The sequence below is a fragment of the Glycomyces terrestris genome (genome assembly GCF_003933745.1).
Classification (GTDB): domain Bacteria; phylum Actinomycetota; class Actinomycetes; order Mycobacteriales; family Micromonosporaceae; genus Glycomyces; species Glycomyces terrestris.
The window spans coordinates 156,540-175,865 of the sequence record NZ_RSEB01000005.1 but is presented as its reverse complement, the minus strand read 5'-3'; the positions used below and the strand labels follow the sequence as shown (position 1 = coordinate 175,865).

At 69.0% G+C, this 19,326-nt stretch carries 29 protein-coding genes; 28 read left to right on the top strand and 1 reads right to left on the bottom strand.

The window, feature by feature from the left end; all coding sequences use genetic code 11:
- Nucleotides 1–99 precede the first annotated feature (99 nt).
- From EIW28_RS18660 to EIW28_RS18525, 28 genes are all read left to right on the top strand, one after another.
- Complete coding sequence (locus EIW28_RS18660) at nt 100–447, top strand: hypothetical protein (RefSeq protein WP_125249225.1); 348 nt, start codon at nt 100–102, stop codon at nt 445–447.
- Nucleotides 448–1,057: 610 nt separating this feature from the next.
- The gene (gene rpsL, locus EIW28_RS18655) at nt 1,058–1,429 is read left to right on the top strand and encodes a 30S ribosomal protein S12 (protein WP_091053661.1); all 372 of its coding nucleotides are present in this window, start codon (nt 1,058–1,060) and stop codon (nt 1,427–1,429) included.
- 2 nt (nt 1,430–1,431) lie between these two features.
- Nucleotides 1,432–1,902 carry a 30S ribosomal protein S7 gene (gene rpsG, locus EIW28_RS18650; RefSeq protein ID WP_106361877.1) on the top strand — a complete coding sequence of 157 codons (471 nt, stop codon included), beginning with the start codon at nt 1,432–1,434 and terminating at the stop codon, nt 1,900–1,902.
- A 15-nt stretch (nt 1,903–1,917) separates the two neighbouring features.
- A complete protein-coding gene (fusA, locus tag EIW28_RS18645) occupies nt 1,918–4,023 on the top strand; it encodes an elongation factor G (RefSeq protein ID WP_269462612.1) in 2,106 nt (701 codons plus the stop codon).
- Between the two features lie 126 nt (nt 4,024–4,149).
- Nucleotides 4,150–5,343 carry an elongation factor Tu gene (gene tuf, locus EIW28_RS18640; RefSeq protein WP_125249223.1) on the top strand — a complete coding sequence of 398 codons (1,194 nt, stop codon included), beginning with the start codon at nt 4,150–4,152 and terminating at the stop codon, nt 5,341–5,343.
- A 391-nt stretch (nt 5,344–5,734) separates the two neighbouring features.
- On the top strand, nt 5,735–6,043 hold the full coding sequence (gene rpsJ, locus EIW28_RS18635) for a 30S ribosomal protein S10 (RefSeq protein WP_026922761.1): 309 nt from the start codon (nt 5,735–5,737) through the stop codon (nt 6,041–6,043).
- A 7-nt stretch (nt 6,044–6,050) separates the two neighbouring features.
- Nucleotides 6,051–6,698 carry a 50S ribosomal protein L3 gene (gene rplC, locus EIW28_RS18630; RefSeq protein ID WP_125249222.1) on the top strand — a complete coding sequence of 216 codons (648 nt, stop codon included), beginning with the start codon at nt 6,051–6,053 and terminating at the stop codon, nt 6,696–6,698.
- 2 nt (nt 6,699–6,700) lie between these two features.
- Nucleotides 6,701–7,351 carry a 50S ribosomal protein L4 gene (gene rplD, locus EIW28_RS18625; protein WP_125249221.1) on the top strand — a complete coding sequence of 217 codons (651 nt, stop codon included), beginning with the start codon at nt 6,701–6,703 and terminating at the stop codon, nt 7,349–7,351.
- Nucleotides 7,348–7,662 carry a 50S ribosomal protein L23 gene (rplW, locus tag EIW28_RS18620; protein WP_091053655.1) on the top strand — a complete coding sequence of 105 codons (315 nt, stop codon included), beginning with the start codon at nt 7,348–7,350 and terminating at the stop codon, nt 7,660–7,662. The genes rplD and rplW overlap by 4 nt, the downstream gene beginning before the upstream one ends.
- A 22-nt stretch (nt 7,663–7,684) precedes the next feature.
- Complete coding sequence (gene rplB, locus EIW28_RS18615) at nt 7,685–8,527, top strand: 50S ribosomal protein L2 (protein WP_125249220.1); 843 nt, start codon at nt 7,685–7,687, stop codon at nt 8,525–8,527.
- Between the two features lie 3 nt (nt 8,528–8,530).
- Entirely contained in the window at nt 8,531–8,812 is a 282-nt protein-coding gene (gene rpsS, locus EIW28_RS18610; RefSeq protein ID WP_125249219.1) for a 30S ribosomal protein S19, read from the top strand.
- A gap of 37 nt (nt 8,813–8,849) precedes the next feature.
- On the top strand, nt 8,850–9,317 hold the full coding sequence (gene rplV / locus EIW28_RS18605) for a 50S ribosomal protein L22 (protein WP_125249218.1): 468 nt from the start codon (nt 8,850–8,852) through the stop codon (nt 9,315–9,317).
- Complete coding sequence (rpsC, locus tag EIW28_RS18600) at nt 9,317–10,120, top strand: 30S ribosomal protein S3 (RefSeq protein ID WP_125249217.1); 804 nt, start codon at nt 9,317–9,319, stop codon at nt 10,118–10,120. Before rplV ends, rpsC begins: the two co-directional genes overlap by 1 nt.
- Nucleotides 10,121–10,125: 5 nt before the next feature.
- Nucleotides 10,126–10,551, top strand: coding sequence for a 50S ribosomal protein L16 (rplP, locus tag EIW28_RS18595; RefSeq protein ID WP_125249216.1), 426 nt, complete (start codon nt 10,126–10,128; stop codon nt 10,549–10,551).
- A 2-nt stretch (nt 10,552–10,553) separates the two neighbouring features.
- Entirely contained in the window at nt 10,554–10,787 is a 234-nt protein-coding gene (gene rpmC, locus EIW28_RS18590) for a 50S ribosomal protein L29 (RefSeq protein ID WP_125249215.1), read from the top strand.
- A complete protein-coding gene (gene rpsQ, locus EIW28_RS18585; protein WP_125249214.1) occupies nt 10,784–11,053 on the top strand; it encodes a 30S ribosomal protein S17 in 270 nt (89 codons plus the stop codon). The genes rpmC and rpsQ overlap by 4 nt, the downstream gene beginning before the upstream one ends.
- Before the next feature lie 12 nt (nt 11,054–11,065).
- The gene (rplN, locus tag EIW28_RS18580; RefSeq protein ID WP_091039823.1) at nt 11,066–11,431 is read left to right on the top strand and encodes a 50S ribosomal protein L14; all 366 of its coding nucleotides are present in this window, start codon (nt 11,066–11,068) and stop codon (nt 11,429–11,431) included.
- 3 nt (nt 11,432–11,434) lie between these two features.
- On the top strand, nt 11,435–11,749 hold the full coding sequence (gene rplX / locus EIW28_RS18575; protein ID WP_125249213.1) for a 50S ribosomal protein L24: 315 nt from the start codon (nt 11,435–11,437) through the stop codon (nt 11,747–11,749).
- On the top strand, nt 11,749–12,318 hold the full coding sequence (gene rplE / locus EIW28_RS18570; RefSeq protein ID WP_125249212.1) for a 50S ribosomal protein L5: 570 nt from the start codon (nt 11,749–11,751) through the stop codon (nt 12,316–12,318). The genes rplX and rplE overlap by 1 nt, the downstream gene beginning before the upstream one ends.
- Entirely contained in the window at nt 12,318–12,503 is a 186-nt protein-coding gene (locus EIW28_RS18565; RefSeq protein ID WP_030155111.1) for a type Z 30S ribosomal protein S14, read from the top strand. Before rplE ends, EIW28_RS18565 begins: the two co-directional genes overlap by 1 nt.
- An 84-nt stretch (nt 12,504–12,587) precedes the next feature.
- Nucleotides 12,588–12,995, top strand: a complete 408-nt coding sequence (rpsH, locus tag EIW28_RS18560) for a 30S ribosomal protein S8 (protein WP_125249211.1) — start codon at nt 12,588–12,590, stop codon at nt 12,993–12,995.
- Between the two features lie 15 nt (nt 12,996–13,010).
- Nucleotides 13,011–13,550, top strand: coding sequence for a 50S ribosomal protein L6 (rplF, locus tag EIW28_RS18555; RefSeq protein ID WP_125249210.1), 540 nt, complete (start codon nt 13,011–13,013; stop codon nt 13,548–13,550).
- A complete protein-coding gene (gene rplR, locus EIW28_RS18550) occupies nt 13,550–13,945 on the top strand; it encodes a 50S ribosomal protein L18 (RefSeq protein ID WP_125249209.1) in 396 nt (131 codons plus the stop codon). The genes rplF and rplR overlap by 1 nt, the downstream gene beginning before the upstream one ends.
- Nucleotides 13,946–14,090: 145 nt before the next feature.
- A complete protein-coding gene (locus EIW28_RS18545; protein ID WP_232014073.1) occupies nt 14,091–14,336 on the top strand; it encodes an AbrB/MazE/SpoVT family DNA-binding domain-containing protein in 246 nt (81 codons plus the stop codon).
- On the top strand, nt 14,329–14,745 hold the full coding sequence (locus EIW28_RS18540) for a type II toxin-antitoxin system VapC family toxin (protein ID WP_125249207.1): 417 nt from the start codon (nt 14,329–14,331) through the stop codon (nt 14,743–14,745). Before EIW28_RS18545 ends, EIW28_RS18540 begins: the two co-directional genes overlap by 8 nt.
- Before the next feature lie 119 nt (nt 14,746–14,864).
- Nucleotides 14,865–16,664, top strand: coding sequence for a glycoside hydrolase family 3 protein (locus EIW28_RS18535; protein ID WP_125249206.1), 1,800 nt, complete (start codon nt 14,865–14,867; stop codon nt 16,662–16,664).
- 159 nt (nt 16,665–16,823) lie between these two features.
- Complete coding sequence (locus EIW28_RS18530; RefSeq protein WP_232014048.1) at nt 16,824–17,615, top strand: lysozyme; 792 nt, start codon at nt 16,824–16,826, stop codon at nt 17,613–17,615.
- Nucleotides 17,616–17,671: 56 nt separating this feature from the next.
- Entirely contained in the window at nt 17,672–18,340 is a 669-nt protein-coding gene (locus EIW28_RS18525) for a peptidoglycan recognition protein family protein (protein WP_125249204.1), read from the top strand.
- A 48-nt stretch (nt 18,341–18,388) separates the two neighbouring features.
- Here EIW28_RS18525 and EIW28_RS18520 read toward each other — a convergent pair whose 3' ends face one another.
- Nucleotides 18,389–19,270 carry a MurR/RpiR family transcriptional regulator gene (locus EIW28_RS18520; protein ID WP_125249203.1) on the bottom strand — a complete coding sequence of 294 codons (882 nt, stop codon included), beginning with the start codon at nt 19,268–19,270 and terminating at the stop codon, nt 18,389–18,391.
- Between the last annotated feature and the right edge of the window lie 56 nt (nt 19,271–19,326).

Below are 19,326 nucleotides of genomic sequence, written 5' to 3'. Positions count from 1 at the left end.
AACCGGTGGGCCGGCGGCGCGCAAGCGCCGCCGGCCCACCGGCGTCTCCGGGGCCGGAGCGGCCGCGGCGGGGCGGCGCCGCCGCCATAGGATGGGCGGGTGGCGCAGGTGCAGCAGGGGGTCAGACATCCCGACGACCCGGAGCCGGTGGAGTCGACGAAGATCGTGGCGGCGAGGATGCTCGCCGGGGTCGGGGCGGCGCTGTCGCCGTTCGTCGGCGGGGCGGTCCCGGCGGTGATCGCGCTCATGCTGGCCCGGCAGGCCGAGGCCGACATCCGGGCCTCGGAGGGGTTTCTCCTGGGGGCTTCGCGGCTACCCGGCATCCGGCGGACGGCGTGGACCGCGATCGGGATCGCCGGGGCCGTGATCACGGCGGCCCTCCTCGTCTGGGTCCTCGCGCTGGCCCGCTCCGCGGGGCAGGGGTCCTACGGCGGGGACGTCGCCTGACATCCGGGGGAAGCGCTGGTGAACAAGCACTCCATCGGGCCTCCCCGCGCGGGGCGTGCGCGTCCCGCGAGATAAGATGGCCGCGGTGTGCTTACCGCACCCGACCGAACGGGACACGGCCCCTCGTCCCGGCTCCGTGACACTGGACACGGATGCCGCTCAGGGCGAAATCGGCTTTGACCTTGTTCGTTAGGCTAGGTAGGCTTCTCCCTTGCGCCTGGACACCGCTTTGAGCGGCATGGTGGCCCTGTCAACTCCGGCAGCTCGGTCCCCGTGAGAGCCAGGCCAGGTTGCGTGCCTGCAAGGCGGCGGGACCCCGGTCCCGCAGGCCGGCGCCATCGGCACGCATCCCTCGCACTGGGGGCTTCGCGAACACGGCTCTCTAGCCGGTCTCCGAGGAGATCGCTTCGCGAACGCGTCTGAACTCGCTTTGCGGCGGACTTGGTCTGCGCGCGCGGCGGGTATGGGTCCGGAGAGACGCGACACGCCCGAACGCGGGGGACGGGAACCCACGCCCTCCGAGCTGCGCTTCGGCGCCGCCCGGACGTGGGGGACAGATGGCGCCGACACAGGAATACGCAACCGTCGACTGTTGAGAGGGGTCCGCCTAGTGCCGACTATCCAGCAGCTGGTCCGCAAAGGCCGCCAGGCCAAGACCAGCAAGAACAAGACGCCCGCGCTGAAGGGCTCGCCGCAGGCCCGCGGCGTGTGCACGCGCGTGTACACCACCACGCCCAAGAAGCCGAACTCGGCCATGCGCAAGGTCGCCCGTGTGCGCCTCATGAACGGCACCGAGGTCACCGCCTACATCCCGGGCGTCGGCCACAACCTCCAGGAGCACTCCATCGTGCTGGTCCGCGGCGGCCGTGTCCGCGACCTCCCGGGTGTGCGCTACAAGATCATCCGCGGCGCGCTCGACACCCAGGGCGTCCGCGACCGCAAGCAGGCCCGCAGCCGCTACGGCGCGAAGAAGGAGAAGTAGGCATGCCGCGTAAAGGTCCCGCGCCGCGCCGGCCGCTTACCGCCGACCCGGTCTACAACTCGGTCCTCGTGACCCAGCTGATCAACAAGGTCCTCAAGGACGGCAAGCGCCGCCTCGCCGAGCGCATCGTCTACGAGGCCCTCGAGAACTGCCGCCAGAAGGCCGACTCGGACCCCGTGGTCATCCTCAAGCGCGCCCTCGACAACGTCAAGCCGACCCTCGAGGTCCGCTCCCGCCGCGTCGGCGGCGCGACCTACCAGGTCCCGGTCGACGTCCGGCCGCAGCGCGCCACCACCCTCGGCCTCCGCTGGCTCGTGGGCTACGCCCGCGACCGCCGCGAGAAGAGCATGGTGGAGCGCCTGACGAACGAGATCCTCGACGCTTCGAACGGCCTCGGCGCCGCGGTCAAGAAGCGCGAGGACACGCACAAGATGGCCGATTCCAACAAGGCGTTCGCGCACTACCGCTGGTAGTGAGAAGGAGACATCGTGGCTAACAAGGCCAACGCCGAGCTCGCCAAGCTCCGCAACATCGGCATCATGGCCCACATCGATGCCGGTAAGACCACCACCACCGAGCGCATCCTCTACTACACGGGCGTCTCGCACAAGATCGGTGAGGTCCACGACGGCGCCGCCACGATGGACTGGATGGAGCAGGAGCAGGAGCGTGGTATCACCATCACCTCCGCCGCTACCAAGTGCGAGTGGGACAACCACACCATTCAGATCATCGACACGCCCGGCCACGTCGACTTCACCGTCGAGGTGGAGCGCTCGCTGCGCGTGCTCGACTCCGCGATCGCCGTCTACGACGGCGTGGCCGGCGTGGAGCCGCAGACCGAGAACGTCTGGCGCCAGGCGAACAAGTACAGCGTCCCGCGCATGTGCTTCGTCAACAAGCTCGACCGCACCGGTGCGAACTTCTTCCGCTGCGTCGAGATGATGCAGGACCGCCTCAACTCGAACACCGCGGTGATCCAGCTCCCGATCGGGAACGAGGCCGACTTCATCGGCGTCGTCGACCTGGTCGAGATGCACGCCAAGGTGTGGCGCGGCGAGACCGGCCTCGGCGAGAACTACGAGATCGAGGAGATCCCCGCGGACCTGGCCGACCAGGCCGAGGAGTACCGCGAGAAGCTCCTGGAGACCCTCTCGGACGCCGACGACGAGTTCGCCGAGCGCTTCCTCGAGGGCGAGGAGATCTCGGTCGCCGACGTCAAGGCCGCGATCCGCAAGGCCACCATCGCCAACCTGATCAACCCGGTGCTCTGCGGCACCGCGTTCAAGAACAAGGGCGTCCAGCCCCTGCTCGACGCGGTCGTGGACTACCTGCCGAGCCCGCTCGACATCCCGGCGATCCAGGGGACCCTCACCGACAACGAGACCCCCGCCGAGCGTCACGCGGACGTCGAGGAGCCCTTCGCCGGCCTGGCCTTCAAGATCCAGACCGACAAGCACCTCGGCCGCCTCACCTACGTCCGGATCTACTCCGGCCGCGTCGAGTCCGGCACCCAGGTCATCAACTCGACCAAGGGCCGCAAGGAGCGCGTCGGCAAGATCTACCAGATGCACGCGAACAAGCGCGAGGAGCGCTCGGACGCGCAGGCCGGCGACATCATCGCGGTGCAGGGCCTCAAGGCCACCACCACCGGCGACACGCTGTGCGACTCGAACGACCAGGTCATCCTGGAGTCGATGGTCTTCCCCGAGCCGGTCATCGACGTGGCCATCGAGCCCAAGTCGAAGGCCGACCAGGACAAGCTGGCCACCGCCATCCAGCGCCTCGCCGAGGAGGACCCGACCTTCCGGGTCCGCACCGACGAGGAGACCGGCCAGACGGTCATCTCCGGCATGGGCGAGCTGCACCTCGACATCCTGGTCGACCGCATGAAGCGGGAGTTCAACGTCGAGGCCAACATCGGCAAGCCGCAGGTGGCCTACCGCGAGACCATCACGCAGCGCGTCGAGAAGGTCGAGTACCTGCACAAGAAGCAGACCGGTGGTTCCGGCCAGTTCGCGCGCGTGCTCGTCAACCTCGAGCCGCTCGAGATGAAGTCGAACGAGGACGAGGTCTTCGCCTTCGACGACAAGATCACCGGTGGCCGCATCCCGCGCGAGTACATCCCGTCGGTCAAGGCCGGCGCGGAGTCCGCGCTCGAAGACGGCGTCCTGGCGGGCTACCCGCTGGTGGGCGTGAAGATGGAACTGATCGACGGTCAGTACCACGAGGTCGACTCCTCGGAGATGGCCTTCAAGATCGCGGGTCGGATGGCACTGAAGGAGGCGGCCAAGAAGGCGCGTCCGGTGCTGCTCGAGCCGATGATGGCCGTCGAGGTCATCTGCCCTGAAGAGAACATGGGCGATGTCATCGGCGACATCAACTCCCGTCGCGGCATGGTCCAGGAGATGGGCGAGCGGGGCAACGACCGCACGGTCAAGGCCGTCGTGCCGCTGTCGGAGATGTTCGGTTACGTCGGCGACCTGCGGTCGAAGACGGCCGGGCGGGCGAACTACTCGATGCAGTTCGACACCTACGCCGAAGTCCCGACGAACGTCGCCAAGGAGATCATCGCCAAGGCGACAGGCGAGTAAGCGGCTCCCCGCCCGAGCCTGGGCGGGACCGCTGACCACCTGTTGCCAGCAGAGGCGCTGATATCCGAAGCGACGCAATAGGTCAGATAAGTCAAACCAGATTTACCCAGTCCACAGGAGGACGAAGTGGCAAAGGCCAAGTTCGAGCGGAACAAGCCGCACGTCAACATCGGTACGCTCGGTCACGTCGACCACGGCAAGACCACGCTCACCGCGGCGATCACCAAGGTTCTGCACGACAAGTTCCCGGACCTCAACCCGTACACGCCGTTCGACGAGATCGACAACGCTCCCGAGGAGCGCCAGCGCGGTATCACCATCTCGATCTCGCACGTCGAGTACCAGACCGAGGCCCGTCACTACGCGCACGTCGACTGCCCCGGGCACGCCGACTACATCAAGAACATGATCACCGGTGCCGCCCAGATGGACGGCGCGATCCTGGTCGTGTCCGCCGCCGACGGCCCCATGCCGCAGACCCGCGAGCACGTCCTGCTCGCCCGCCAGGTCGGCGTCCCGTACGTCGTCGTGGCCCTCAACAAGTCCGACATGGTCGACGACGAGGAGATCCTCGAGCTCGTCGAGATGGAGGTCCGCGAGCTGCTGTCCGACCAGGGCTTCCCCGGCGACGACGCTCCGGTGGTCCAGGTCTCCGCGCTGGGCGCCCTCGAGGGCGAGCAGAAGTGGGTCGACGCCGTCGCCGAGCTCATGCAGGCCGTCGACGACTCGGTCCCGGAGCCGGAGCGCGCCACCGACCTGCCGTTCCTCATGCCGATCGAGGACGTCTTCACCATCACGGGCCGCGGCACCGTCGTCACCGGTCGTGTGGAGCGCGGTGTGCTCCTCCCGAACGAGGACGTCGAGATCGTCGGCATCCGCGAGGGCGCCATCACCACCAAGGTGACCGCCATCGAGATGTTCCGCAAGACCCTCGACGACGCGCGCGCCGGTGAGAACGTGGGCCTCCTGCTCCGCGGCACCAAGCGCGAAGAGGTCGAGCGCGGCATGGTCGTCGTCAAGCCGGGCACGACCACCCCGCACACCGACTTCGAGGCCGCGGTCTACATCCTGTCCAAGGACGAGGGCGGCCGCCACACGCCGTTCTTCAACAACTACCGTCCGCAGTTCTACTTCCGGACCACCGACGTGACCGGCGTCGTGACCCTCCCCGAGGGCACCGAGATGGTCATGCCGGGTGACAACACCGACATGAAGGTGGAGCTCATCCAGCCCATCGCCATGGACGAGGGCCTGCTCTTCGCGATCCGCGAGGGTGGCCGCACCGTCGGCTCCGGCCGCGTCACCAAGGTCATCAAGTAAGACCGGACACCGGGGTGGTCCCGCTGGGGCCACCCCGGTTCATTCGCTTCCGGGGACGCCCGCGACGGGCGTTCCGGAGGCCGTGAGAGCTGCATACGCGTAACCTGCCCCACTGTTCCCCGACCCCAGCTTGCTGGGCATTCGGGGGACCGGGCATAATATTCAGGTTGCGTTCGCACCTGCGCGCTTTCGACGTGCGCGGTGCTCACGCCCGGCCCGCGGGCCCTAGTAGGCGCTGTTGCTGTGCTGAGAGGGACCGTTCACGACGGGCAGGCGGGCGAGCCAGAAAGACCAGCAGCGGGCATTCGCGTGCCCGGGCCAGTCTCAAACTCGCGACACGCCCGACCGCGTGGAGCGGTCTGAACAGCCAATTTACGTTAGGTTAGGACACATGGCGGGACAGAAGATCCGCATCAGGCTGAAGGCCTACGACCACGAGGTCGTGGACTCCTCGGCCCGCAAGATCGTGGAGACGGTCACCCGTACCGGTGCTGCCATCTCCGGGCCGGTGCCGCTGCCGACCGAGATCAACCGTTTCTGCGTCATCCGGTCGCCGCACAAGTACAAGGACTCGCGCGAGCACTTCGAGATGCGCACGCACAAGCGCCTCATCGACATCCTCGACCCGACCCCGAAGACGGTCGACTCGTTGATGCGCCTTGACCTCCCGGCCGGCGTCGACATCGAGATCAAGCTGTAGGGGACCAATGGACAGGCAGATCAAGGGAATCCTGGGCACCAAGCTCGGCATGACCCAGGTTTGGGACGAGAACGGCCGCGCCGTTCCCGTCACTGTGGTGCAGGCCGGCCCGAACGTGGTCACCCAGGTCCGCAAGCCCGACGTCGACGGCTACGCCGCCGTCCAGCTGGGCTTCGGCGACATCAAACTCAAGAACGTCACCAAGCCGCTCCAGGGTCACTTCGAGAAGGCCGGCGTCGCTCCGCGTCGCCACCTCGTCGAGCTGCGCACCTCGGACGCCGCCGACTACGAGCTCGGCCAGACGATCGAGGCCACGACCTTCGAGGCCGGCCAGATCGTCGACGTCACCGGCACCACCAAGGGCAAGGGCTTCGCGGGCGTCATGAAGCGCCACGGCTTCGGCGGTCTCCCCGCCAGCCACGGTGCGCACAAGGTGCACCGCGCCCCCGGCTCCATCGGCGGCTGCGCGACCCCCGGTCGCGTCTTCAAGGGCATGCGCATGGCCGGCCGCCACGGCGGCTCGCGCCACACCACGCAGAACCTGCGCGTCCAGGCGGTCGACGCCGAGCGCGGGCTCCTGCTCATCGTCGGCGCCGTGCCCGGACCGAAGAACGGCCTGGTGCTCGTCCGCTCCGCAGTGAAGCAGGTGGCATAACCATGAGCCTTGAAATCAACGTCAAGAACGCCTCTGGCGAGGAGACCGGGAAGACCATCGAGCTCCCGGCGTCGATCTTCGACGTCGAGCCGAACATCCCGCTCATGCACCAGGTCGTGACGGCGCAGCTTGCGGCCGCCCGCTCGGGCTCGGCCAACACCAAGACCCGCGGCGAGGTCCGCGGCGGTGGCAAGAAGCCGTACCGGCAGAAGGGCACCGGCCGCGCCCGCCAGGGCTCGACCCGCGCCCCGCAGTTCGCCGGCGGCGGCGTCGTCCACGGCCCCAAGCCGCGGTCGTTCGCCGAGCGCACCCCGAAGAAGATGAAGGCCGCCGCTCTCGCGGGCGCCCTCACCGACCGGGTGCGCGGCGACAACGTGCACGTCATCGACTCGTTCATCGCGGACGAGACCCCGAAGACCAAGACCGCCAAGGCCGCCCTCGAGGCGATCACCTCGGCGAAGAAGGTCCTCGTGGTCCTCTCCCGCGAGGAGGAGACCGCGGCCCGCAGCCTGCGCAACCTCCCCGAGGTGCACCTCCTCGACTGGGGCCAGGTCAACACCTACGACGTGCTCAACAACGAGGACATCGTGTTCAGCGAGGCCGCCATCGAGGCGTTCATCGCTGACCGGACCGATCAGGAGGTCGCGGCGTGAGCGAAGTGACCGTCGCCGACCCGCGCGACATCATCATCAAGCCGGTCATCTCGGAGAAGACCTACACCCTCCTCGGCGAGGGCAAGTACACCTTCGAGGTCGACCCGCGCGCCAACAAGAGCCACATCAAGATCGCGATCAAGCAGATCTTCGACGTGGACGTCAAGAGCGTCAACACCCTGAACCGCTCGGGCAAGCGCAAGCGCACCCGGACCGGTTGGGGCCAGCGCAAGAGCGTCAAGCACGCGATCGTCACCGTCGAGGGCGACCCCGGTCGCCTGGGTGAGATCTTCGGCGGACAGATCGCCTAAGAGACGCAGGGAGTTAACCGATATGGCTATTCGCAAGTACAAGCCGACGACGCCCGGGCGTCGTGGCTCCAGCGTCTCCGACTTCGCCGAGATCACCCGTTCGACCCCCGAGAAGTCGCTGCTGCGCCCGATCTCCAAGACCGGCGGCCGCAACAACTCGGGCAAGATCTCGACGCGTCACCGCGGCGGCGGGCACAAGCGCCGCTACCGCGTGATCGACTTCCGTCGCCACGACAAGGACGGCATCCCCGCGAAGGTCGCGCACATCGAGTACGACCCGAACCGGACCGCGAACATCGCGCTGCTGCACTACGCGGACGGCGAGAAGCGCTACATCCTGGCCCCCAAGGGCATCAAGCAGGGTGACACCATCGAGAACGGCCCGGCGGCCGACATCAAGCCGGGCAACTCGCTGGAGCTGCGCCACATCCCGGTCGGTACCACGGTCCACGCGGTGGAGCTCAAGCCCGGCGGCGGCGCCGCCCTGGGCCGCTCGGCCGGCGCCTCGATCCAGCTGCTCGCCCGCGAAGGCAAGTACGCGCACCTGCGCATGCCCTCCGGCGAGATCCGCCTGGTCCAGGTGACCTGCCGCGCCTCCATCGGCGAGGTCGGCAACGCCGAGCAGGGCAACATCAACTGGGGCAAGGCCGGCCGCATGCGCTGGAAGGGCTGGCGCCCGACCGTCCGCGGTGTCGTCATGAACCCGGTCGACCACCCGCACGGTGGTGGTGAAGGCCGCACGTCCGGTGGTCGCCACCCGGTGAACCCGCAGGGCAAGCCCGAGGGTCGCACCCGGAAGAAGAACCACCCGACCGACCGGCTCATCGTGCGCCGTCGCCACGCCAACCGGAAGCGGGGTAAGTAAGCCATGGCTCGCAGCCTCAAGAAGGGTCCGTTCGTCGACGACCACCTGCAGAAGAAGGTGGACGCCGCCGTCGAGACCAAGAGCAAGAACGTCATCAAGACCTGGTCGCGCCGTTCGACGATCACCCCGGACTTCATCGGGCTGACCTTCGGCGTCCACGACGGTCGCAAGCACGTTCCGGTCTACGTCACGGAGAACATGGTCGGGCACAAGCTCGGCGAGTTCGCTCCGACCCGCACGTTCCGCGGGCACGAGAAGGACGACCGGAAGAGCCGTCGCCGCTAGGCCACGGGTTTGAGAAACGAACGAAGGATTTAGAACGATGGCAACAGTGGAGCAGGAGGCTCCGAAGGCGCGCGCGGTGGCGCGGTACGTCCGCGTAGCACCTCGCAAGGCGCGCCGCGTCGTCGACCTCGTGCGTGGCCTGCCTGTGGACGAGGCCCTGACGACCCTCGAGTTCGCGCCGTTCAGCGCGGCCGAGGTCGTCTACAAGGTCATCGCGTCGGCTCAGGCGAACGCCGAGAACAACCTCGGTCTCGACCCGGAATCGCTCCTGGTGTCCGAGATCAAGGTCGACGAGGGCCCGACCATGCGCCGGTACCGTCCGCGCGCCCACGGTCGCGCCTACCGGATCAACAAGCGCACCAGCCACATCACCGTGGTGGTCGAGTCGGTCCAGGCCAAGCAGTCGTCCGCCCCTTCGGTGCGCCGCCCCAAGGCCGCCGCCCCGAAGCCGGTCGAGGCCAACGAGAAGTCCAACGAGAACGCTGAGAAGGAGGAGACCGAGTAATGGGTCAGAAAATCCACCCGCACGGGTACCGCCTCGGCATCAGCGCCGACTGGACGTCGCGTTGGTACGCCGACAAGGAGTACGCCGAGTACGTCGGCGAGGACGTGAAGATCCGCAAGCTCATGACCCAGGGTCTCGAGCGCGCCGGCATCAGCAAGGTCGACATCGAGCGCACCCGCGAGCGGGTCCGCGTCGACATCCACACCGCCCGCCCGGGCATCGTCATCGGCCGCAAGGGCGCCGAGGCCGATCGTCTGCGCGGCAACCTGGAGAAGCTGACCGGCAAGCAGGTCCAGCTGAACATCATCGAGGTCAAGAACCCCGACGTCGACGCGCAGCTCGTCGCGCAGGGCGTGGCCGAGCAGCTGTCCAGCCGCGTCAACTTCCGTCGCGCGATGCGCAAGGCCATCCAGTCGGCCATGCGCAACCCGACCGTCAAGGGCATCAAGGTGCAGTGCTCGGGCCGCCTCGGCGGCGCCGAGATGTCCCGCTCGGAGCAGTACCGCGAGGGCCAGGTCCCGCTGCACACGCTGCGCGCGAACATCGACTACGGCCTGTTCGAGGCCCACACCACCTTCGGCCGCATCGGCGTGAAGGTGTGGATCTACAAGGGCGAGGCCACGCTCAAGGAGCAGGCCGAGCAGGTGCAGCGTCGTCGCGACGCCGGCGGTGACCGCGGTGGACGCGGTGGCCGCGGCGGCGCGGGTGCCGCTCGCGGTGGTCGGGGCCGTGGCGGCCGCGGCGCCGCGCAGCCTGCCGAGGCCGCCGCCGCTGCGCCCGCAACTGAGAAGCAGGAGGGCTAAGCGACATGCTCATGCCACGGAAACCGCCGCGCGGTTACCGGAAGCCTCACGCTCCGAAGCGCAAGGGCAAGGCCACTCGCGGCACGAAGGTCTCCTTCGGCGAGTACGGCATCCAGGCGCTGGAGCACAGCTACGTGACCAACCGCCAGATCGAGTCCGCTCGTATCGCCATGACCCGCCACATCAAGCGTGGCGGCAAGGTGTGGATCACGATCTTCCCGGACCGCGCGATCACCAAGAAGCCGGCCGAGACCCGTCAGGGTTCCGGTAAGGGCTCGCCCGAGTACTGGGTGGCGAACGTCAAGCCGGGCCGCGTCATGTTCGAGCTCTCGTTCCCGAACGAGGCGACCGCGCACGAGGCGCTCCAGCGGGCGATCCACAAGCTCCCGATGAAGTGCCGCATCGTCTCTCGCGAAGGGGCAGGTGAGTAGTGATGGCTACTGGTATCGACACCGGTGAGCTGCGCGAGCTCAGCGAGAAGGAACTCCAGGCGAAGCTCCTGGAGAAGAAGGAAGAGCTGTTCAACCTCCGGGTGCGCCACGCGACCGGGCAGTTGGAGAACAACCACCAGCTCGGCCTGGTCCGCAAGGAGATCGCGCGGATCTACACCGTCATGAACGAGCGCCGGCTGGGCCTCAGCGCCGCGCCGGAGGAGGTTGAGAAGTGAGCGAGGAGACTCAGACTCGCGGTCGGCGCAAGGTCCTCGAGGGCCTGGTCGTCGGCGACAAGATGGACAAGACCGCTGTCGTCGAGGTCGAGGACCGCAAGAAGCACCCGCTGTACGGCAAGGTCATCAAGTCCAACAAGAAGTACAAGGCTCACGACGAGAACAACGAGGCCGGCATCGGCGACCGCGTCACCATCATGGAGACCCGGCCGCTGTCGAAGACCAAGCGGTTCCGCATCGTCGAGATCCTCGAGAAGGCGAAGTAGGGGGATCGGGACGTGATTCAGCAAGAGTCGCGGCTCAAGGTCGCCGACAACACCGGTGCGCGGGAGATCCTGTGCATCCGTGTCCTCGGCGGCTCCGGCCGACGCTACGCCGGTATCGGCGACACGATCGTCGCCTCCGTCAAGGACGCCACCCCGGGTGCCGGGGTGAAGAAGGGCGACGTCGTCAAGGCCGTCATCGTGCGCACGGTCAAGGAGACGCGCCGTCCTGACGGCACGTACATCAAGTTCGACGAGAACGCCGCCGTCCTCGTCAAGGACGGCGAACCGCGAGGGACCCGCATCTTCGGGCCGGTCGCCCGCGAACTGCGCGACAAGCAGTTCATGAAGATCATCTCCCTCGCACCGGAGGTGCTGTAAGAGATGAAGATCAAGAAGGGCGACCGCGTCCGCGTCATCGCGGGCAAGGACAAGGGCGCCGAGGGCCTGGTGCTGGAGGCGTACCCCGACCGCGAGCGCGTGCTCGTCGAGGGTGTCAACCGCATCACCAAGCACACCAAGGCCGGCCAGACGGCTCGCGGATCGAAGACGGGCGGCATCGTCGTCCAGGAGTCGGCGATCCACGTGTCGAACGTGCAGGTGCTCGACGCCGACAACCAGCCGACCCGCGTCGGCTACCGGTTCGGCGACGACGGCCGCAAGGTCCGCGTTTCGAAGCGGACGGGTAAGGACCTGTAATGACTGACGTTGCAGAGAAGGTGCAGCCGCGGCTGAAGGAGACCTACCGCTCCGACATCCGTCCGGCGCTCCAGGAGCAGTTCAACTACACCAACATCCACCAGATCCCCGGTCTGACCAAGATCGTGGTGAACATGGGTGTCGGCGAGGCCGCCCGCGACTCGAAGCTCATCAACGGTGCGCTCGAGGACCTGGCGACGATCACCGGGCAGAAGCCCCTGGTCCGCCGGGCCAAGAAGTCGATCGCGCAGTTCAAGCTGCGCGAGGGCCAGGCGATCGGCGCGAAGGTGACCCTCCGCGGCGACCGCATGTGGGAGTTCCTCGACCGCCTGCTGGCGATCGCGCTGCCGCGCATCCGCGACTTCCGCGGGCTCTCGGACCAGCAGTTCGACGGCAACGGGAACTACACCTTCGGTCTCACGGAGCAGTCCGTGTTCCCCGAGATCGACCAGGACAAGATCGACCGGGTTCGCGGCATGGACATCACCCTGGTGACCACCGCGAAGACCGACGACGAAGGCCGGGCCTTCCTGAAGCTGCTCGGCTTCCCGTTCAAGGAGAACGACTAATGGCGAAGAAAGCCCTCATCGCGAAGGCCAAGCGGAAGCCGAAGTTCGCCGTGCGCGCCTACACCCGCTGCCAGAAGTGCGGCCGGCCGAAGGCCGTCTACCGCAAGTTCGGCCTGTGCCGCGTCTGCGTGCGCGACATGGCCCACGCGGGTGAACTCCCGGGCGTCCACAAGGCTTCCTGGTAACCCCAGGCCCACAGCTCCGATCGCCACAGGCCCCGCCATGGTTCACAAGGCGGGGAACCGGGGTGAGAAAGGTATACAACGCTAATGACAATGACCGACCCGATCGCAGACATGCTGACCCGTCTGCGGAACGCCAACCAGGCATACCACGACTCGCTGTCGATGCCGCACTCCAAGATGAAGGCCTCCATCGCCGAGGTCCTCAAGCAGGAGGGCTACATCGCCGACTGGCGCGCCGAGGAGCCTGAGGAGGGCAAAGTCGGCAAGACCCTGGTGATCGACCTGAAGTTCGGCGAGCGCCGCGAGCGGTCCCTGGCGGGCCTGCGCCGCGTCTCCAAGCCGGGCCTGCGGGTCTACGCCAAGTCCACTGAGCTGCCGCGCGTCCTCGGCGGCCTGGGTGTGGCCATCGTGTCCACGTCCCAGGGCCTGCTGACCGACCGCCAGGCTCGCAAGCGCGGCGTGGGCGGCGAAGTCATCGCCTACGTCTGGTAGCAGGAGGGTATAAGCATGTCCCGCATTGGGAAGCAGCCGATTCTGGTGCCCTCCGGCGTCGACGTCAAGATCGATGGCGCGACGGTGACCGTGAAGGGCCCCAAGGGCCAGCTCGTGCGCGAGCTGCCCGAGCCGATCGGCATCGAGAAGAACGAGGACGGGTCGCTCGCGCTGACCCGCCCGAACGACGAGCGCAAGTCGCGGGCCCTGCACGGCCTGGCGCGCAGCCTCGTCAACAACATGGTCGTCGGCGTCTCGGAGGGCTACAAGAAGTCCCTCGAGATCAACGGCACCGGTTACCGGGCGCAGGCCAAGGGCAAGGGCGTGGAGATGAGCCTCGGCTTCTCCCACACCATCCAGGTCGACGCCCCGGAGGGCATCTCGTTCACCGTCGAGAAGCCGACCCTGCTGCACGTCGAGGGCATCGACAAGCAGCTCGTCGGCCAGGTCGCGTCGAACATCCGCCGACTGCGTCCGCCGGAACCCTACAAGGGCAAGGGCGTGAAGTACGTCGACGAGCGCATCCGCCGCAAGGCCGGTAAGGCAGGTAAGTAATGGCTAGCAAACTCGAAAACCGCCGCCCCTCCGGGTCGGTGTCCGAGCGCCGCCGGATCGGCAAGAACCGCCGCCACTTCCGCGGCCGCAAGAAGATCAACGGCACGGCCGCCCAGCCGCGCCTCGCGGTCTTCCGCTCCTCGAAGCACATCGTGGCCCAGGTCATCGACGACGTGCAGGGCCACACGCTGGCCGCCGCGTCGACGGTCGAGCCCGGTCTGCGCGCCTTCGAGGGCGACAAGACCGCCAAGGCGAAGGAAGTCGGCAAGCTGGTCGCCGAGCGCGCCAAGGCCGCCGGCGTCGAGGCCGTGGTCTTCGACCGCGGCGGCGTCAAGTACCACGGCCGCGTCGCGGCCCTGGCCGACGCCGCCCGCGAGGCCGGTCTGAAGTTCTAGTCCGCTAGGACGGCTTTCGAAGCCGGGCCGGAGCACCTGCTCCGGCCCGGCTTTCGTCGTCTTGGAAACGTGTGGGCGACACGCGGTGAGAGCTAACATGTCAGAACGGAGCCGGAGTATCGCTTAACTTGGGGAGGTGACAACGATGGGAATGCTCATGAACACCAAGGGCCAGGTGACCGTGCCCGCCGAGATCCGCGCGGAATTCGGCTGGCAGGCCGGGGACGAGTTCGAGTTCTACACCGACGAGCAGGGCAAGGTCTACCTCAAGCCGGTGGATGACGACCTCACCAAGGGGGAGCGGTTCGTGCGCCGCATCTACGGCAAGGGCACGGCGAACATGGACAAGACCACCGACGAGCTCATGGCGATGCTTCGCGGCGATGACTAGAATTCTCGGAACCCTCGTCGACAGCAATGTGTGGATCGATGTGTTCGGGGCGGACGAACAGTGGGGTCCGCCCGCGAAGCGCACGATAGCCCGTTGCCTCAACGAAGGCGGACTCTTCATCAACCCGATCATCTACGCCGAGGTCTCGAACCGCTTCAACAGCATCGGAGAGCTCGGCGCGGTGCTGCCCCCGCAGGTCGTGGAGCGGGAGGCGCTTCCCTACACGGCGGCCTTCCTTGCGGGCAAGGCATTCCAGCAGTACAAGAAATTCGGCGGCACGAAGCGCACGCCTCTGCCGGATCTCTATATCGGAGCCCATGCGATGGTTCGGGGTCTCCGGCTGCTCACTCGGGACACGGCCCGGTTCAAGACGTACTTTCCGAAGCTGGAAGTGATCGGACCGGAATAGGGCGAAAGCCACCGGCGAGGAGCTCGGCTCCTCTCCGGCGCGCCGTCTCCGGGGTGATTTCGGCCGTTTCGGGCGGGGGCGGGCGCTCGGGGCGGGGCGGGTTGCGCGAGGATGGGCTCGTGCGTTCGGCGAAGCTCTCCCGCAAGACCGTGCTGCTCTCGAGTGTCGCGGCGGCCTTCGCGGTCGTCGGCGGCGGGGTGGTGGTCGCCGAGGCGACCTCGGAGCGCGAGGATGCGCCGGAGGGGGACGAGCCGGTGGAGGCCACGACGACGCAGGACCCGGTCGGCGAGCTGCTCGCGTCGATGTCCCTGGAGGACAAGGTCGGCCAGCTGTTCATGGTGTACGTGCACGGCGAGCGCGCCGACACGGACGATCCGGACGCGGTCGCCGCGAACCGGGAGCGGCTCGGCGCCGACAACGGGGCCGCGTTCGTCGCGGCGTACCGGCCCGGGGGCGTCATCTACTTCGACTGGGCGAACGGCCTGCGGGACCCGGCGCAGATCGCGGCGCTCTCGAACGGCCTCCAGGCGGCCTCGACCGTGCCGCTGCTCATCGCGACCGACCAGGAGTACGGCTCGGTCGTGCGCATCGGCGAGCCGGCGACGCAGTTCCCGGGGGCGATGCCGCTGGGCGCCACGCGCGACCTCGCGGCGGCCGAGGAGGCCGCGCGGATCGCGGGCGCCGAATTGCGCGCGATGGGGCTGAACCAGAACTTCGCGCCCGACGCCGATGTCAATGTGGACCCCGCGAACCCGGTCATCGGGGTGCGGTCCTTCGGCTCCGACCCGGCCCTGGTGGCCGACTTCGCGGCCGCGCAGGTGCGCGGGTACCAGGCCGGGGGCGTGGCGGTCTCGGCCAAGCACTTCCCGGGCCACGGCGACACCGGGACCGACAGCCACGTGGGCCTGCCGGTCATCACGCACACCGCCGAGGAGTGGGAGCGGATCGACGCCCCGCCGTTCCGGGCCGCCATCGAGGCCGGAGCGGACATGGTCATGTCCGCGCACCTCCAGTTCCCGGCCCTGGACGACTCGCTCGCACCCGCGACGCTCTCGCGGCCGATCCTCACCGGGCTGCTGCGCGAGCGGCTCGGGTTCACCGGCGTCGTCGTCACCGACGCGCTCGACATGCAGGGCGTGCGCACCGAGTACGGCGACGACCGCGTCCCCGTCCTGGCGCTCCTGGCCGGGGCCGACCTGCTGCTGATGCCGCCGGACTTCCCGCTCGCGTACGAGGCCGTCCTGGACGCCGTCGCCTCCGGCGAGCTCACCGAGGCCCGCATCGACGAATCGGTGCGCCGCATCCTCGCATTGAAGCATTCGCGCGGCATTGTGGACGCTCCCGAGGCCGACGAGGGCGCCGCCGCCGAGGCGGTCGGCTCGGACGCGAACCTGGCCGCCGCCGCGGACATCGCCGAGCGCTCGGTCACGCTCCTCGCCAACGACGGCACGCTGCCGTTCGCGGCCGGATCGGTCCTCGTGACCGGCTGGGGCGAGAACACGACGCGGCGCCTCGCCGAGGCGCTCGCCGCGCAGGGGCTCGCCGCCGAAGCGCTCGTCACCGGCGACGCCCCCGACGCCGGCGCGATCGCCGCCGCGAAGGCCGCTGCCGCGGGCCGCGACCTCGTCGTCGTCGCCACCCGCGACGTGCGGGCCGGCTCCGCGCAGGCCGCGCTCGTCGCCGCCCTCCTCGAAGGCCCGGCGCCCGTGGTCGCCGCCGCCGTCGGGACCCCGTACGACGCGGCGCACCTCGGCGCCGTCCACGCCAGCCTCGCCTCGTACTCCTACGCCGCGCCCTCCCTTGCGGCCCTTGCGAAGGTGATCACCGGCGCCGTCGCCCCGACCGGCACGCTCCCGGTCGACGTGCCGGCCGCCGGGGGCGGCGTCCTGTACGCCCTGGGCCACGGCCTCGGCTACTAGGCGGGCGCCGGAGCACCGCCCGGGGCGTTCACCCCCGCGAAACGGAAAGTTATTTTCACAGGCTTGACTGTTTGTGGCGATCGTCTCCATACTGGGGCCGAGCGCCAAACCAGGCACTCCACCCAAATGACAGATCTCCTGACAAGCAGGGAGCATCGTGTGAACCGTTTCGCAACCCTCCGAACCGCCCTCGCCGCCCTCCTCGACCAGCGCCGCGGACTGCGGACCGCGGTCGTCGTCCTCCTCGCCGCCGCGCTCACCGCCGGCGGCCTCGCCGTCGCGAGCCCCGCCCAGGCCCAGACCCGCATCCCGGGCATCGACGTCTCCCACTACCAGGGCTCCATCAACTGGACCTCCGTCCGCAGCTCCGGCGTCCAGTTCGCCTACATCAAGGCCACCGAGGGCACCACCTACAAGGACCCCCGGTTCAACTACAACTACCCCGCCGCGCACGCCGCGGGCGTCATCCGCGGCGCCTACCACTTCGCGCGGCCGAACGCCTCCAGCGGCGCGACCCAGGCGAACTTCTTCGCCTCCAACGGCGGCGCCTGGTCGGCCGACAACCTGACCCTCCCGGGCGCGCTCGACCTCGAGGCCCCGCCCTCGGGCGCGGCCTGCTACGGCCTGAGCACCACCGGGATGCGCAACTGGATCCTCGACTTCTACAACACGTACAAGGCCAGGACCGGCCGCGACGTCGTCATCTACACCACCGCCTCGTGGTGGAACACCTGCACCGGCTCGTGGACCGGCATGGCCTCGCGCAGCCCCCTGTGGATCGCGCACTGGGGCGTCTCGGCCCCGGCGCTCCCGGCCGGGTGGAGCAGCACCACGTGGACGTTCTGGCAGTACACCTCCACCGGCTCGGTCTCGGGCATCTCCGGGAACGTGGACCGGAACTACTTCAACGGAGCGCGCGACCGCCTCCTGGCGCTCGCCAACAACACCTAGCGGCCCGGGGGCCGGGCCGGCCGGCCCGGCCCCCGCACACCCCCCTTGGAGCCACTATGGACGACCACCGCATCCGGCGCCGGGCCCTGCTCGGCGGCGGCGCCGCGATCGCCGCGGCCGGCGTCGGCGCGCTCGGCGCCTCCCCGGCCCGCGCCGACGCCGGCAGCGCCGCCCTCGAACCCGACATCGACGCGACCGCCGAATGGGGCGCCCGGCGCCCCGCCGGCACCAACCCCGTGATCGACCGCCGCCCGGCGAAGCTCATCGTGCACCACACGGTCGCGCCGAACACCTCGGACTTCTCCCGCGCGCAGGCGCACGCCCACGCCAGGTGGGTCCAGAACCTCCACATGGACGACAACGGCTGGCGCGACACCGGCTACAACTTCATCGTCAGCCGCGGCGGCTGGATCACCGAGGGCACCACCGGGAGCCTCGCGGCCCTGCACGCCGGGCAGCGCTTCATCCAGGGCATCCACACCTCGGGCCAGAACACGGCCGCGCTGGGGATCTCGAACGAGGGGTCCTACCACGCGGGCGCCGTCCCCCCTGCGGCCCAATGGGAGGCGCTGGTGGTGCTGTGCGCGTACGCGTGCGAGCGGTACGCGATCCCCTCCAGCGAGATCTACGGCCACATGGACTTCAACTCGACCCTGTGCCCCGGGATCTTCCACGACCGGCTCCCGCGGCTGCGCGACGAGGTCGAGGCGGCCCGGTACCGGTAGGCTTCCGAGCTGATCGCGCGCGGCGACGGTGACCGCCGCGCGCGGTCGTCACGTCCGCTGCCGGTGCGAGACCGCGGCCGCGGTCGCGGCGAGCGCCTTCGCGGTGCGCTTGCGCTGCTTGGCCGCGACGCCGACGAACAGGCAGTCGACGACCATGAGCTGGGCGATGCGGCTGACGGTGGCCCCGGACCGGAACGTCGTCTCGCGCGCCGCGGTCGTGAGCACCAGGTCGGCGACCTGCGCCAGCGGCGACCGAGCGTGGTTGGTGATGGCGATGGCGACCGCCTCCCGGTCGCGGGCGGCCTCGAGGAACTCCACGGTCTCGGTCGTCGCGCCGGAGTGGGAGATCGCGACGGCGACGTCCTTGGGCCCGGCGAGGGCGCTGGCGACGAGCGCGGAGTGGACGTCGGGCCACGAGTACGCGACCGAGCCGATGCGGTGCAGCTTCTTGACGAGGTCGGCCGCGACGATCCCCGAGGCCTCCACGCCGAACACGTCGATGCGCCCGGCCCCGGCGAGGGCCGCGACCGCGGCTTCGCAGGCGGCGGTGTCGAGGGCGTTCGCGGTGTCGGTGATCGCGCCCATGTCCGCGTAGGAGACCGTGGCGATGATGCGGGACATGTCGGCCCCGGTGGGGATGTCGCCGCCGGCGATCTCGCGGTCGGGGCCGTCGCCGGTGCCGATGACGGCCTGGGCGGCGCGCATGCGCAGCTCGCGGTGCCCGGCGAGGCCGAGCGAGCGGCAGAAGCGCACGACGGTGGCCTCGGAGGTGCCCGCGGCGCGGGCGAGTTCGGTGATGGTCCGCGTCGAGGCGGCCTCGGGCTCGCGGATGATCTCCTGGGCGACCTTGGTCTCCGCCTTCGACAGGGAGGGCAGGACCGACTTGATGAGCACCAGGAGGTTGGGCGTGTCGGTGCGGCTGGCTGGCATGACGTCACGGTACACCCGCGGGAGGACCGCGACGGGACGGCGCGATTCTTCACCTG